This window comes from Streptomyces graminilatus (assembly GCF_001418565.1).
GTDB classification, from domain to species: Bacteria; Actinomycetota; Actinomycetes; order Streptomycetales; family Streptomycetaceae; genus Streptomyces; species Streptomyces graminilatus.
Map to the genome: position 1 here is coordinate 1 of NZ_LIQQ01000130.1, position 14,067 is coordinate 14,067.

Genomic DNA, 14,067 nt, shown 5'->3' on the forward strand with positions numbered 1-14,067 from the left:
ATATGTGGATAAGGGGCAGTACCTGGGGGCTGCCGCCCCCAGACCCCCGCTTCGGCCTGAACGGCCTCGTCCTCAAACGCCGGACAGGCTGAAAGCGGCGGTGGATGGGCATAGGTCCGGGGGTTCGGGGGCGGAGCCCCCGGGGCGGTCACATTTCCCACAGCAATAGTTCCGCCGGTGTCAGCGCTACCGCCTCCATCCCCTCCGCTCCGGTGAGGCGGGCCGCGTCACCCGGGGTCAGGGACTCCGGGCCCAGACGCACCTCGCCCCGTACGACGTGCACGTACACGTGCGCCGCGTCCGGGATCGCCGCGCGTTCGCCCGGTCGCAGGTGACGGACGTGGAGCAGGGCGCCCGACTGCGGGACCGCGTACGGAGTGGAGTCCGCGAGGCCGTGGACCGTTTCGTAGGCCGGGGTTCCGCCGGGGGTCAGCGGGGTCAGCCAGGCCTGTATGAAGGTCAGGGGGGAGTTGGAGTTGTTGCGCTCCGTGTGGCGTACCCCCGACGCCGCGCTCAAGTGCTGTACGTCCCCGGCGACCAGGACTGTCTCCCGGCCCGTCGAGTCGCGGTGCGTCAGCTCCCCCTCCGTCACCCACGTCACGATCTCCGTGTGGCTGTGCGGGTGTTCGTCGAAGCCCGCGCCGGGCGCGAGCCGCTCCTCGTTGCAGGCGATCAGCGCGCCGAAGCGCAGGTTGCCCGGGTCGTAGTGGGGCCCGAAGGAGAAGGCGTGCCAGGATTCGACACCGGCTGCCCGATCGCCCCCTGGATAGCGCTCGTGCGCGCGCCGTACGTCCATCACGCACACCACCGTAGACCCGACGCCGCACACGCCCGTCCTGATAAGGCAGTCTTGTTCCGTGCCCGAACCCGAATCCCACCGCCCCGAGCCCACCGCACGTCCAGAGCACCCGCACCCGGCGACCCTGAGGCGGCTGGAGAAGTCGTCCGGGAGTCTCGCCGCGCAGGCGATCACGCGCATGGACGAGACGCTGTCGTGGTACAGGGCCATGCCCCCGGAGAACCGTTCCTGGATCGGGCTGGTCGCCCAGGCAGGTATCGCCGCCTTCACCGAGTGGTTCCGGCATCCCGACGCCCCGCAGGCCATCTCCACGGATGTCTTCGGTACCGCTCCCCGCGAGCTGACCAGGGCCATCACCCTGCGCCAGACGGTCGAGATGGTCCGTACGACCATCGAGGTCATGGAGAGCGCCATCGACGAGGTGGCCGCTCCCGGCGACGAGTCCGTGCTGCGTGAGGCGCTGCTCGTCTACGCCCGGGAGATCGCCTTCGCCACCGCACAGGTGTACGCCCAGGCCGCCGAGGCACGGGGTGCCTGGGACGCCCGGCTGGAGTCGCTCGTCGTCAATGCCGTACTCAGTGGCGAGGCCGACGAGGGGGCCGTTTCGCGTGCCGCCGCGCTCGGGTGGAACTCGCCCGACCATGTGTGCGTGGTGCTGGGCACCGCGCCCGACGAGGACAGCGAGCTGACCGTGGAGGCGATCCGGCGGGCCGCCCGGCACACCAAGGTGCAGGTGCTGACCGGTGTGCTGGGCGACCGGCTGGTCGTCATCGCGGGCGGCAACGACAATCCGCTCGCCGTCGCCAAGTCGCTGATCGGGCCTTTCGCGGCCGGACCCGTGGTCGCGGGGCCGATCGTGCCCGATCTGCTCGCGGCCACCCGGTCCGCGCAGGCCGCCGCCGCGGGGCTCAAGGCGTGCTCCGCCTGGCAGGACGCGCCGCGTCCTGTGCTGTCGGACGATCTCCTTCCGGAACGCGCGATCGCCGGTGACCCCTGGGCGCGCGACCAGTTGGTGGAGGAGATCTACAGACCGCTGGAGGAAGCCGGATCCGCCCTGCTGGAGACCCTCGCCGTCTATCTCGAACAGGCGAGCAGTCTGGAGGGCGCGGCCCGGATGCTGTTCGTTCACCCCAACACCGTGCGCTACCGGCTTCGACGTGTGACTGACGTCACCGGTTGGTCACCTTCAGATGTACGATCCGCATTCACACTTCGGATCGCACTGATCCTGGGGCGCCTGGCCGACGGGGATCTCCAGCCCTAGGGTCTTGTCGGGGTTCCACAAAACCCCCTGCTGTTCTTCGTCCTTGTCCCCACGGGCGGCCGTGCCCGTCCCCAAGAGAGAGTGTGAGAGTGCTCGTACTCGTCGCTCCCGGCCAAGGCGCCCAGACGCCCGGCTTCCTGACTCCCTGGCTCGAGCTGCCCGGTGCCGCCGAGCGCGTCGCCGCGTGGTCCGACGCCATCGGACTCGACCTCGCCCACTACGGCACCGAGGCCGACGCCGACGCGATCCGCGACACCGCTGTCGCCCAGCCGCTCCTGGTCGCGGCCGGGATACTGTCCGCCACGGCACTCGGTGCCATGAACGGTGACCTCACGCCCGGCGCCGTCGCCGGTCACAGCGTCGGCGAGATCACCGCCGCGGCCTTCGCGGGCGTACTCGACGACACGGCCGCCCTGACCCTCGTACGCAAACGCGGTCTGGCCATGGCCGATGCCGCCGCCGTCACGAAGACCGGGATGGCGGCGCTTCTCGGCGGCGACCACGACGTGACCGTGGCGCATCTGGAGAAGCTGGGACTGACCCCGGCGAACGTGAACGGCGCCGGGCAGATCGTCGCCGCCGGTACGGCCGAGCAGATCGAGGCTCTCGTCGAGGACAAGCCCGAGGGTGTGCGCAAGGTCGTGGCCCTGAAGGTGGCCGGTGCCTTCCACACGCACCACATGACTCCCGCCGTCGACGTCCTCGCCTCGGCCGCCGCCTCGCTGACGCCCGGCGACCCGCGGATCACGTACGTCTCGAACAAGGACGGGCAGACCGTCTCGGACGGCTCCGAGGTGCTCGCCCGGCTGGTCGGCCAGGTCGCCAACCCGGTGCGCTGGGACCTGTGCATGGAGACGTTCAAGGAGCTGGGTGTGACCGCGCTGATCGAGGTGTGCCCGGGTGGCACCCTCACCGGTCTCGCCAAGCGCGCCCTGCCCGGGGTGAAGACCCTGGCCCTGAAGACCCCCGCCGATCTCGACGCCGCCCGCGAGCTCTTCGCCGCGTCCCTGACCTCTGCCGCCGACGCGGCGGGCGCCTGAAAGGAGCCCGAGCATGCCGAAGATCAAGCCCGGTAAGGGCGCCCCGTACGCCCGCATCCTGGGCGTGGGCGGCTACCGGCCGGTCAGGGTCGTGCCCAACGACGTGATCCTGGAGACGATCGACTCGTCCGACGAATGGATCCGCTCCCGCTCCGGCATCGAGACCCGGCACTGGGCCTCCGACGAGGAGACCGTCGCCGCGATGTCCCTGGAGGCGTCCGGCAAGGCGATCGCCGACGCGGGGATCACCGCCGAGCAGATCAGCGGAGTGATCGTCGCGACCGTCTCGCACTTCAAGCAGACCCCGGCGGTGGCCACCGAGATCGCCGACAAGCTCGGTACGGCCAAGGCCGCCGCGTTCGACATCTCGGCCGGCTGCGCGGGCTTCGGCTACGGCCTGACCCTGGCCAAGGGCATGATCGTCGAGGGGTCGGCCGAATACGTACTTGTCATCGGCGTCGAGCGGCTGTCCGACCTCACCGATCTGGAGGACCGGGCGACCGCCTTCCTCTTCGGGGACGGCGCGGGCGCGGTCGTCGTGGGCCCCTCCGACGAACCGCACATCGGTCCGACCGTGTGGGGCTCCGAAGGTGACAAGTCGGACACGATCAAACAGACCGTACCGTGGAACGAGTACGACAGTTCCGGCAAGTTTCCTGCGATCACGCAGGAGGGCCAGGCGGTGTTCCGCTGGGCCGTGTTCGAGATGGCGAAGGTCGCCCAGCAGGCGCTGGACGCGGCCGGGATCACCCCGGACGACCTGGACGTCTTCATTCCTCACCAGGCCAACGAGCGGATCATCGACTCGATGGTGAAGACACTCAAACTGCCGGAGCACGTCACGGTCGCTCGTGACGTGCGCACCACCGGCAACACGTCGGCAGCCTCGATCCCGCTCGCGATGGAGCGGCTTCTGGCGACCGGCGAGGCGAAGAGCGGCGACACTGCGCTCGTCATCGGCTTCGGGGCGGGTCTCGTATACGCAGCGACGGTCGTTACCCTCCCCTAGGCACCTCGCACCGGATCATCGGATCCGGGACGGGGACAACCGCCAACCCTCTCTGGATAGATACACAAGAAGGAGCGCCTGCCATGGCCGCCACTCAGGAAGAGATCGTCGCCGGTCTCGCCGACATCGTGAACGAGATCGCCGGCATCCCGGTTGAGGACGTCCAGCTGGACAAGTCCTTCACCGACGACCTGGACGTCGACTCGCTGTCCATGGTCGAGGTCGTCGTCGCCGCCGAAGAGCGCTTCGACGTCAAGATCCCCGACGAGGACGTCAAGAACCTCAAGACGGTCGGCGACGCCACCGAGTACATCCTCAAGAACCAGGCCTGACCTTGACGGGGCCGGCCCTCCGGCCGGCCCCCCTCAGCCCCGCCGCCCGGCGGTGGCGCCGTTCTCCCCGCCTACGCGGGGGTTGTCCTCCCGTAACGTTGGAGAAGGAATTCCCGTGAGCCCGACCAATCGCACCGTGGTCGTCACCGGTATCGGCGCAACCACACCGTTGGGTGGCGACGCGGCCTCTACCTGGGAGGGTCTGGTCACCGGCAAGTCCGGTGTCCGTCCCCTGGAGCAGGAGTGGGCCGCCGAGCAGGCCGTCCGTATCGCCGCGCAGATCGCCGTGGAACCGACCGAGGTCATCCCGCGACCGCAGGCCCGCCGCCTTGACCGGTCGGCGCAGTTCGCGCTGATCGCCGCCAAGGAGGCATGGGCCGACGCAGGCTTCACCGACCGGGCGGGCGAGGGCGAGAACCCGGCCGTCGACCCCGACCGGCTCGGCGCCGTCATCGCTTCCGGCATCGGCGGAGTCACGACTCTGCTCGACCAGTACGACGTACTGAAGGAGAAGGGCGTACGCCGCGTCTCCCCGCACACCGTCCCGATGCTGATGCCCAACAGCCCCTCCGCCAACGTGGGCCTGCTCGTCGGCGCCCGCGCCGGCGTGCACACCCCGGTCTCCGCCTGCGCGTCGGGCGCCGAGGCCATCGGCTACGCCATCGAGATGATCCGCACCGGCCGCGCCGACGTCGTCATCGCCGGTGGCACGGAGGCGGCCATCCACCCGCTGCCCATCGCCGCGTTCGGCAACATGATGGCGATGTCCAAGAACAACGAGAACCCGCAGGCCGCGTCCCGCCCCTACGACACGGCTCGCGACGGCTTCGTGATGGGCGAGGGCTCCGGCATCGTCGTCCTGGAGTCCGCCGAGCACGCCGCCGCGCGCGGGGCCCGTGTCTACGCGGAGGCGGTCGGCCAGGGCATCTCGGCCGACGCCCACGACATCGTGCAGCCGGAGCCGCACGGGCGCGGTATCTCCGCCGCCCTGCGGAACCTGCTCGCCAACAACGAGCTGGACCCCGCGGAGATCGTGCACGTCAACGCGCACGCGACGTCGACCCCCGCGGGTGATGTGGCCGAACTGAAGGCGCTGCGCAATGTGTTCGGCGCCGATGTGGACCACATGGCCGTGTCCGCGACGAAGTCGATGACCGGGCATCTGCTCGGCGGGGCCGGCGGGGTCGAGACGGTGGCGTCGGTGCTCGCGCTGTACCACCGGGTCGCGCCGCCGACCATCAACATCGACAACCTCGACCCCGAGGCCGACGCGGACATCGTGCGGGGCGAGGCTCGCAAGCTGCCTGTTGACGGGCACATCGTCGCGCTGAACGACTCGTTCGGGTTCGGTGGGCACAACGTGGTGCTGGCGTTCAGGTCTGTGTGACCTTCTGCCGTGAACGGCGAGTGGCCCGGACTCCTTGAATGGAGTTCGGGCCACTTGTTGTTGTTCGTCGGGTGCGGGCCCGGTGGGGGCTTGTCGCGCAGTTCCCCGCGCCCCTAAAACTGCTCGTGCCACTTGGCGTTGTTTGTTGAGTACGGGCCGGTGGGGGCTGGTCGCGCAGTTCCCCGCGCCCCTAAAACTGCTCGTGGCACTTGGCGTTGTTTGTTGAGTGCGGGCCGGTGGGGGCTGGTCGCGCAGTTCCTCGCGCCCCTTAGGCAAGCTCCCCTGAACGCCTGTTACACCACCTGGTGGAGCCAGCGCACCGGAGCGCCTTCCCCCGCGTACCGGAACGGTTCGAGTTCGTCGTCCCAGGGTTTGCCCAGAAGTTTGGCCAACTCGGCCTCCAGGTCCGTCTCGCCTCGCTGGGAGCGGGTCAGGGCGGCGCGGAGGCGGTCCTCGGGGATGAGGATGTCGCCGTGCATGCCGGTGACGGCGTGGTAGATGCCCAGGTCGGGGGTGCAGCTGTAGCGCTCGCCCTCGGCGGTGGCGCAGGGTTCCGCGGTGACCTCGAAGCGGAGCAACTGCCAGCCGCGCAGGGCCGACGCGAGCTTGGAGGCGGTGCCGACCTGGCCCTTCCAGGAGAACTCGGAGCGCCAGGTGCCCGGTGCGGCGGGCTGGCGGGTCCAGTCGAGGCTGACGCGCGTGCCGAGGACTCCGGCGACAGCCCACTCGACGTGCGGGCACAGCGCGCGCGGCGCGGAGTGCACGTACAGAACTCCACGTGTCGTCACTGCAACCTCCGGGCAGAACGGGACATCTCACTGGCTGGCTGGGCGGCGGCGGTGGGCCGTCGCGTTGATGGCGAGGCTACCGTGCGGCGGCGCAAGGAGTGTGACGTACCGTCGGTCCCGATGCCATGAAACGCCCACCATTCACCCAGGGGGACGCCTGTACGGGTGTGCGACGTTGCAGTGTTTGGCGCATTAGTTGTTTTCGGTTCGGGAACTGTCGTGCGTTGTTATGGGCGAGGGGCGTCGCACACCGACCGAGGGGACCCGAAGGATGCGCAAACGAAGTCACCGTTCACGGGCGGGGACGCGGGCGGTCGTCTCCGTCGTGGCGGCGGCGGCCATGCTGGGCGTCGCCGGGTGTGACGCCGCGGGTGGCACGTCCCCGGCTCCGGACGGCACACGCGCGAAGGCGAAGCCGTCGGCGCGCCCGGGGCCCGTGTGGGACAGCAGTCCGGCCTCCGTGGCCGCCGTGGGCGACTCCATCACGCGTGGCTTCGACGCCTGCTCGGTGCTGTCCGACTGCCCCGAGGTGTCCTGGGCGACCGGCGCCGACAAGGACGTGAACAGTCTGGCCGTACGGCTGCTGGGGGCGGCCGGGGCCGCCTCGCGCAGTTGGAACTACGCGGTCAGCGGGTCCCGGATGGCCGATCTGCCCGCCCAGATGACCAGGGCCGCCGCCCGGAAGCCCGCACTGGTGACGGTGATGACGGGGGCCAACGACGCGTGCCGGACGTCGGCGGCGGAGATGACGCCGGTGGCGGACTTCCGGTCGTCGTTCGAGAAGTCGCTGCGGACCCTGCGGACGGGCGCGCCCAAGAGCCAGGTGTACGTGGTGAGCGTGCCGGATCTCAAGCGGCTCTGGTCGCGGGGGCGGACCAACGAGGTGGGCAAGGCGGTGTGGGAGCTGGGCATCTGCCAGTCCATGCTGGCCGACCCGGACGCGGTCGACGCGGCGGCGACCGCGCGGCGGGACAGGGTGCGGGAGCGCGTGGAGGCGTACAACTCGGTGCTGAGGGAGGTGTGCGCCAGGTACCGGCTGTGCCGGTTCGACGGGGGCGCGGTCTTCGGCTACGACTTCGGGGCGCGGCAGCTGAGCCCCTGGGACTGGTTCCACCCGAGCCGTGACGGCCAGGCCCGGCTGGCCGAGATGGCGTACCGCGGGGTCACCGCCAAGAAGTCCGTGACCTAGGGTTTTCCACATGGCCCAGATGAACGAACTTTTCGGCACCCTGTCCGACGGCACCCCCGTCCACCGCTGGACGCTGGAGCGCGCCGGGGTCCGGGTGCGGGTGCTGACGTACGGCGGGATCGTGCAGTCGGTGGAGGTTCCGGACCGGGAGGGGCGGCTCACGGACATCGTGCTGGGCTTCCCCGACCTGGCCGGATATCTGGCGCACCCGGAGCCGTACTTCGGCGCGCTGGTGGGCCGGTACGCGAACCGCATCGCGGGCGGGGCCTTCGCACTCGACGGGCGGACGTACCGGCTCGCCACGAACAACGCGCCGAACTCCCTGCACGGGGGCACCCACGGTTTCGACAAGCGGGTGTGGGACGCGGAGCCGGTCGAGCACGGGGTGCGGCTGTCCCGGGTGAGCCCGGACGGCGAGGAGGGGTTCCCGGGGCGCCTGGAGGTCTCGGCGACGTACACGCTGGACGCGGCCGGGGCGCTGCGGATCGCGTACGAGGCGGTCACGGACGCGCCGACGATCGTCAACCTGACCAATCACACGTACTGGAACCTGTCCGGGCCTGACTCCGGCAGCACGGCCGGGCACGCCCTGCGTATCGACGCCTCCCGCTTCACCCCGGTCGACGCGGACCTGATCCCGACCGGTGTCGAGGCGGTGGCGGACTCCCGCTTCGACTTCCGTGGGGAACGGGAGGTGGGTGCCCGGTACGACCACAACTTCGTCCTCGACAAGGGGCGGACGGCTGACGCGGCGGACGTCGCCGAGCTCTACGACCCGGCCTCGGGGCGGTTCCTGACCGTGGCGACGACGGAGCCCGGCCTTCAGCTCTACACCGCCGACCACCTGGGCGAGCCGTTCGGGCCGGGGCACGGGGTCGCGCTGGAGACCCAGCACTTCCCCGACTCACCGAACCGTCCCGAGTTCCCGAGCACGGAGCTGCGGCCGGGGGACGTCTACCGCTCGGAGACGGTGTACGGGTTCGGGGTGCGGGACTGAGATCGGTGTGAGACCGGTGTACGGGGGCTGAGGGGCGCCGCGTCCAGGGTGCGCCCGTCCCTACGGGCGCCTCTCCCCCGCCTGCCACTCTGGCGCCGGCTACTTCCGTCACGCGATACTGCCGCCGTTCGGCGGCACCCCCCACCTGGGTCCCCATCGCGACGGAAGGCTGAACTCCCTTGAATTCCCCACGTGTTCGGATCGGCATACTCGGGCTCGCACTGCTGGCGGGGCTCTCGGCGCCGGTCACCGCCTCGGCGGCCGGTACCCCGGCCCGCACCCCGGCCGCGCCCACCGTCGAGGAGCGGCGGCTCGACGCGGCGGCGCCCCGGGAGATCCTCCGGCGGTCCGGGTTCGACGCCGTGGCCCCGGCGTTCGCCCGGGCGCTCGGGGGCGTCGGCTCCTATGCGGAGGCCCGCGAACTCGTCGTGGCCGAAGGGGCGTCGCTGTGGCAGCGGGCCGTCGACCGGGCGCAGGGGCGTGGGCCGGCCGGTGGTGATCTGAGCCGGGACGACGACCGGCCGCTGTACTGGGCGCGGCTCGGGATGGTCCGTGAACTGCGGTTGTGGGAGCCGTCGTTCGAGGTGAGTGCCGTTCAACGGGCGGCGCTTCTGGATGAGTTGGAGCGTAACTCGCGCGGGCAGACGTCGATCCGGTACCCGGCTGGCAAGGCGCTGAAGCGGGTTCTCGTCACCGGGTTCGATCCGTTCACGCTCGACGCGGACATACGGATCTCCAATCCGTCCGGGGCCACCGCGCTCGCCCTCGACGGCACGGTGATCGAGACGGCGAAGGGCCGGGTGCGGATCGAGACCGCGGTGTTCCCGGTGCGCTGGCGGGACTTCACCGAGGGGACGGTGGAGCGGACGCTGAGGCCTTACCTGCCCGAGGTCGATCTGTTCGCCACGGTGAGCCAGGGGCGGGTCGGGCGGTTCGACGTGGAGCGGACCAACGGGGCCTGGCGGGGCGGCTTCGGGGACAACGACAACATCGGCCGGACGGAGACCGTCCCGGTCACCGACCCGGCGTCGCAGCCGCAGTGGACGTCAACGACCTTGCCGTACAAGGCGATTGTCGCCGCGAACACCGGGCGCTTCCCGGTGTTCGACAACACGAGCGTGACCGAGATTCCGGCCGGTGGCACCCGGCCCGTCGTGCGGGCGAACGGGCCCACGGCCGGGTCGACGGCGCGGGCCGGGGGCGGCGGTGACTATCTGTCCAACGAGATCGCCTACCGGGCGACCCTGCTGCGCGACCGGCTCGGTCTGGGCGCCACGCTTCCCGGCGGGCATGTGCACACGCCCGTGCTGCTGTTCGGGGCGGGCAACACCGATCCGGCGACCGGGTCCGTGACCGACCCCGAGTTCGTGCGGAACCGGCTGGACATCATCGCCCAGGTGCGGTCGATCCTGGGTGTGGCCGTCGACGCGTCCGGGGGTCAGGGGGATCCGGCCGACGTCTCCTGAACGCCGGCTCCGGCAGCCCCGTTCTCGTCCCCGTCCCCGTTCTCGTCCTCGTCGTCCGAGGAGTCCCTGGTCTCCTCGCCGAGCAGGTCGCGGGCCATCATCGTGGCGCCCGCGACCGCGCCCGGCATCAGGAGGACGGCGACGAACGGCACCAGGAAGGCCAGCCCGAGCGGTGTGCCGAAGCCCCAGACGAGCAGCTTGCGGGCGCGCAACAGGGCCAGCCGCTCCCGGAGTTCGACCCGGCGCCGCTGAAGGGCGACACCGGTCAGCTCCTCGGTGAGGAAGAAGCCGGTGACGACGAACCCGATCGCGGGTACGACGGTCTGCCCGGCGACCGGGACGAAGCCGAGGGCGAACAGGAGCAGCGCCCAGCACAGGGCCCGTACGAGGACCCGGAGGCTGTCGCGGGCGGAGATCCACAGCTCCTTGTGCAGCGGCAGGCCCGACTCGGGGGCCGTGCCGTCGGGGGACACGTCCCGGTCGACCTTCTCGGAGAGGTTCTCGTAGAAGGGCTGGCCGATGAGGAGGGTCACCGCGGTGAAGGTGAGCACCGACAGGAGCAGGGCCAGGGCGAAGAGCAGGACGGTGAGGAAGCCGCGGAAGAGGCCGAGCCAGGGGCTCGACCAGTCGTCGGCGAAGGGCGTGGCCCAGGTGGTGAGGCCGGTGCCGTACAGGGCCAGAGCGGTCAGTGCGCCGAGGTAGAGGACGAGGGTGATCAGGCCGGGGAGCAGCCCGAATCCGTACTGCTTGCCGTGTCGGGCGACCCAGCGCTGGCCCTTCAGGAGATAGCGGAAACCTGTCACGAGATCGCTCATGGGGGAACTCTATCCGGCCCCCCTTCCGCCCTCTTCCAGCCTCTTTCGCCCTCTGCCTGCCTCTTTCACCTTCTTCCGGCCTCTTTCTCCTTCTTCCGGCCTCTTCCGGCTCCCTCGGCATCGGCCGTCCGGGGCATCCGTGGCGTGAAGGCACTCTTGTCGGCGTTGGGCCGGGGAGGTACATCTCGGCGTACCGATCTCAGGAACCACAGGCAACACAGGAACCACGAGACCCACCCGGGACCCACAGGACCCATGGGAAACACCCGAACATCCGAATCACAGGAAGCATGGGAGAAGGTACGCGTGCGTCGCACAAGACCCGTTCCACCGAGCCCTGTTCTGCTCGCCGCCGTCCTCGCCGTCTCCACGGCGGGTTCGCTCCTGCTCACCCCCCACACCGCCACCGCCGACCGTAAGCCCGTCACCCGCGCGGGAGTTGAGGGCGCGGGGGCGGAGGGCGACCGGTCGCCGGACGATCCGCGCGCCGCGCTTGCCCCCGCCGGGGCCGCCGTACGCGCCCTCACCGCACCGGTGGCCGATCTCGCCGACAGGGGGCGCGGCTACCCCCGCGAGCAGACCCTGTCCGCCGACCCGGTGAACCCGGCCGACAAGTCCATCAAGCTGGGGCTGGTCCCGTACCACGCCATCGCCTCGAAGCTGAACTCCCTTCAGCGGCTGGGCGATCGGGTGAGTGTGGAGATCGCGGGCCGGTCGGCGGGCGGGCACCGGCTGTATCTCGTCACGGTCACCGCGCCGGAGAGCGCGGCGCAGACGCGCGCCCAGGAGCGCATGCGGAAGCTGATCGAGAACTCGCCCGCGACCGCCGCCAAGAGCCGTGCGGTCAAGCGGAGTTACAAGGCGCCCGTCTTCTTCAACAACAACATCCACGGCAACGAGTGGGAGGGCACCGACGCCTCCCTGAAGCTGATCGAGCGGCTCGCGACCGCCAACGACGCCAGGACCCGGGACCTGCTCGCGCACAGCCGGATCTACTTCAACATCACCGCCAACCCGGACGGCCGTATCGCCGGCACCCGGGAGAACGCCAACGGGTTCGATCTGAACCGGGACTTCGTCACCGCCTCGCAGCCCGAGGGGCGGGCGATGCGGCGCATCGAGATCGACAAGCAGCCGACCGTCATGCTCGATCTGCACGGATACGTCAACGGCACCCTCATCGAGCCGACCACTCCCCCGCACGGCGAGAACTACGAGTACGACCTCTTCCTGAAGAACACCTACGCCAACGCCCTCGGCATGGAGGCCGCGGTCAACGGCCTCGGCTACACACCGCGTCGGGACGGCGTGGAGCCCGCGCAGATCCCGTTCCGGGACCAGAAGGAGGGCTGGGACGACTGGCCGCCGGTCTTCACGCCGCAGTACGCGGCCTTCCACGGCACGGTCGCCGCGCACACCGTCGAGATCCCGCTGACGGTCAACGGCCCGGCCTACGACACCCTGCCGGTCGCCGAGTTGCGCCGCCGTTCCGCGATCAACGTCGCCGTGGCCGGGGCGGCCATGACGGCGAGCCTCAACTACGTCCGGGAGCACCGGACTTCGCTCGTCGCCGACCAGATCGAGGTCTTCCGGCGCGGCGCGGCGGGGGCCGCGCAGGTGCCGGTGTCGGCGGCGACCGTCCCTGGTGTTCCGGGAATCGGGCCGGAGGACGTCTACACGGCCAAGTTCCCCCGTGCGTACGTCATTCCGGCCGGAGCCCGGGACCAGCGCTCCGCGCCCGCCGCCGCCCGGCTGGTCGACCACCTGCTCGCCAACGACCTGAGGGTCACCCGGGCGAGCCACGCCTTCCGGCTCGGCGGACGGACGTATGCGAAGGGTTCGTACGTCGTCGACATGCGCCAGCCGAAGCGCGGGCTGGCGAACGTGCTGCTCGCCGACGGCCGGGACATCAGCGCCAAGGTGTCGGCGATGTACGACATCTCGGGCTGGAGCCTGGGCCGGCTGTGGGGCGCGAGCGTCCAACCGGTCGGCAGGGGGCGGCTGTCGGGCCTGCCGCTGCGGCGGGTCGCCGCCGCCACGCACGTCGGGTTCGTCGCTCCGCAGGGCACGCTGCGGCTTCGCCTGGACGATCCGCGTGAGATCGCGGCGCTCAACTCCCTGCTGCGGCAGGGGGTTTCGGTACGGCGGGCGGCGGACGGCAGTGCGATCGTCCCGGCGTCGGCACGCGGGAGGGCGGTCACGGCCGCCCGTACGTACGACGTGGCCTTCGAGGCGACCAGGGTGACCGGGACGACGGTGCTGCGGCGCACCCGGGTCGCGGCGGCCGTCACGCCCGGGGAGCTGTTCGCTCTGCGTGAGATGAACTTCGAGGTCACACCCGTGTCGACGGCCGTCCTCAACGCCGGTTTCGACTGGTCGCGGGTGGATGTGCTGTTCGCCTCGCAGGGCGTGGCGTACGAGGGGCTGAACCCGGCCGCCCGTACGGCACTCGGCGCCTTCCTCCGCTCCCGGGGGCTGGTCGGCCGGGGTACCGAGGGGGCCGCGCTGAACTCCGCCGCCGGACTGCTGGCGGCCAAGCCGGTCGAGGGCAACGGGGACGGCAACGGCGTTGTGAAGGTGGTGAATTCGGGCCGGAGTCCGGTCACCCTCGGCGCGCCGGACCACGGGTTCGTGTACGCGCCCGTCTGGTTCACGGACCTGGGCCGGGGTGTGCGGGTCGACCAGTCGTACGGGACGGGGAAGCTGCTCGTCTCCGGGCACTGGCGGGCGTTCCAGGACGGTTCCGGGGGGCCGGCGGCAGCGGCGGGACACGCGTCGGTGGTCAGCGGGCCGCACGCGGTGCTGTTCGGCACCGAGCCGATGTTCCGGGATCACCCGAAGGGGGAGTTCGCGCAGGTGGCGCGGGCGCTGCTGAGCGTGTCGGCGGGCTGACCCGCCTTCCGGTTCAACGACCGAGGCCGCACCCCATGGTCAAGGGGTGCGGCCTCGGTCGTACCGTCAAGAAGGTTTCGTACCCTCAA

General features: G+C 70.8%; 12 protein-coding genes. 9 read left to right on the forward strand and 3 right to left on the reverse strand.

Features of this window, described 5'->3' with window-relative positions; translation table 11 throughout:
* Positions 1-148: 148 nt before the first annotated feature.
* The gene (locus AOK08_RS12565) at positions 149-796 is read right to left on the reverse strand and encodes a pirin family protein (RefSeq protein ID WP_055525597.1); all 648 of its coding nucleotides are present in this window, start codon (positions 794-796) and stop codon (positions 149-151) included.
* Between the two features lie 61 nt (positions 797-857).
* Between AOK08_RS12565 and AOK08_RS12570 the strand changes: the two genes are divergently transcribed.
* The 5 genes from AOK08_RS12570 to fabF all read left to right on the forward strand — a co-directional run bounded on the left by AOK08_RS12570 (position 858) and on the right by fabF (position 5,831).
* A complete protein-coding gene (locus tag AOK08_RS12570; RefSeq protein ID WP_055525598.1) occupies positions 858-2,063 on the forward strand; it encodes a PucR family transcriptional regulator in 1,206 nt (401 codons plus the stop codon).
* A gap of 89 nt (positions 2,064-2,152) precedes the next feature.
* Positions 2,153-3,103, forward strand: coding sequence for an ACP S-malonyltransferase (locus AOK08_RS12575; RefSeq protein WP_055525599.1), 951 nt, complete (start codon positions 2,153-2,155; stop codon positions 3,101-3,103).
* Between the two features lie 13 nt (positions 3,104-3,116).
* Positions 3,117-4,112, forward strand: a complete 996-nt coding sequence (locus AOK08_RS12580) for a ketoacyl-ACP synthase III (protein WP_055525600.1) — start codon at positions 3,117-3,119, stop codon at positions 4,110-4,112.
* An 83-nt stretch (positions 4,113-4,195) separates the two neighbouring features.
* Positions 4,196-4,444 (forward strand): acyl carrier protein, encoded by a 249-nt coding sequence (locus AOK08_RS12585; RefSeq protein WP_055525601.1) that lies wholly within the window; start codon positions 4,196-4,198, stop codon positions 4,442-4,444.
* A gap of 115 nt (positions 4,445-4,559) precedes the next feature.
* The gene (gene fabF, locus AOK08_RS12590) at positions 4,560-5,831 is read left to right on the forward strand and encodes a beta-ketoacyl-ACP synthase II (protein WP_055525602.1); all 1,272 of its coding nucleotides are present in this window, start codon (positions 4,560-4,562) and stop codon (positions 5,829-5,831) included.
* A 293-nt stretch (positions 5,832-6,124) separates the two neighbouring features.
* On the opposite strand, the gene AOK08_RS12595 is transcribed toward fabF, so the two are convergent.
* Positions 6,125-6,619: a DUF3145 domain-containing protein gene (locus AOK08_RS12595; protein WP_055525603.1), complete on the reverse strand. Its 495-nt coding sequence runs from the start codon at positions 6,617-6,619 to the stop codon at positions 6,125-6,127.
* A gap of 271 nt (positions 6,620-6,890) precedes the next feature.
* Between AOK08_RS12595 and AOK08_RS12600 the strand changes: the two genes are divergently transcribed.
* The 3 genes from AOK08_RS12600 to AOK08_RS12610 all read left to right on the forward strand — a co-directional run bounded on the left by AOK08_RS12600 (position 6,891) and on the right by AOK08_RS12610 (position 10,271).
* Positions 6,891-7,808: an SGNH/GDSL hydrolase family protein gene (locus tag AOK08_RS12600; protein WP_055525604.1), complete on the forward strand. Its 918-nt coding sequence runs from the start codon at positions 6,891-6,893 to the stop codon at positions 7,806-7,808.
* A gap of 19 nt (positions 7,809-7,827) precedes the next feature.
* Positions 7,828-8,805: an aldose epimerase family protein gene (locus AOK08_RS12605; RefSeq protein ID WP_055525621.1), complete on the forward strand. Its 978-nt coding sequence runs from the start codon at positions 7,828-7,830 to the stop codon at positions 8,803-8,805.
* Between the two features lie 179 nt (positions 8,806-8,984).
* The gene (locus AOK08_RS12610) at positions 8,985-10,271 is read left to right on the forward strand and encodes a pyroglutamyl-peptidase I (protein ID WP_055525605.1); all 1,287 of its coding nucleotides are present in this window, start codon (positions 8,985-8,987) and stop codon (positions 10,269-10,271) included.
* Here the strand turns inward: AOK08_RS12610 and AOK08_RS12615 are convergent.
* A complete protein-coding gene (locus tag AOK08_RS12615) occupies positions 10,244-11,086 on the reverse strand; it encodes an EI24 domain-containing protein (protein ID WP_055525606.1) in 843 nt (280 codons plus the stop codon). The genes AOK08_RS12610 and AOK08_RS12615 overlap by 28 nt on opposite strands.
* Positions 11,087-11,392: 306 nt before the next feature.
* On the opposite strand from AOK08_RS12615, the gene AOK08_RS12620 reads away from it, so the two are divergent.
* Positions 11,393-13,978 (forward strand): M14 family zinc carboxypeptidase, encoded by a 2,586-nt coding sequence (locus AOK08_RS12620; RefSeq protein ID WP_055525607.1) that lies wholly within the window; start codon positions 11,393-11,395, stop codon positions 13,976-13,978.
* The last annotated feature ends 89 nt before the right edge of the window (positions 13,979-14,067 follow it).